The following is a 662-nucleotide window of genomic DNA, read 5'->3' on the forward strand; positions in this document are numbered from 1 at the left end:
AATTTCATATGCTTACTCCCTTCTTTTTGCCCCCCGTCTTTTACACTTCAATTCCCATCGCACGTATTGCATTTAAATTTTTTTCTGCGCGCTCTGCCTTTAACCGCGAAACTTCTTTTTGGGTTGCTTCATCTTCAAAAAATTTCCCATATCTTTCAATATTGTCACAAAACCGCCTTTCATACCAAAGCAGTTCCTGTTTACCTTCTTCTTCTGTCATTTTCCCTTCTGAAACACGTTGCATCACTATTCTTTTTTCCTCATGGAAATCATTTTGCACTTTCACTCTATAGGATTCTTTATTCGGATACTTTGCCGGCAAAATAAATACATCCCCATTACATTCAGTTTTTCTGCTGATATACAAATTACTAAAAGCATATAACTCTAAATAATCCACGCATGTCTTTAAATCCACCACCTTGTCAAACGCCGGAATTATATAATGCTCTATGCCAGTCATGGCAAACGCAATCTGTTCCCTAAGAGATGCTTCATCTCCCTTTTTGATGATATAGTCAACTCCCGGCTGTTCATTCTCATACACTTGTATGCCATTGCATTTCGCCTTAACATACATATCCAGATGCGTAGTATTTATCCAGTCCATGCTGGCATACACAGACCGGTTCAGATTAATCTCCGGGCGGTATATACTGCCG

Annotated in this window: 1 protein-coding gene; it reads right to left on the reverse strand. The window is 39.1% G+C overall.

Translation table 11 applies throughout. From position 1 onward, the window contains the following. Window positions 1-40: 40 nt before the first annotated feature. On the reverse strand, window positions 41-662 hold a 622-nt coding region (locus tag CCU_RS01055; protein WP_208895883.1), incomplete at its 5' end, for a hypothetical protein.

This window comes from Coprococcus sp. ART55/1, assembly GCF_000210595.1.
Classification (GTDB): domain Bacteria; phylum Bacillota; class Clostridia; order Lachnospirales; family Lachnospiraceae; genus Coprococcus; species Coprococcus aceti.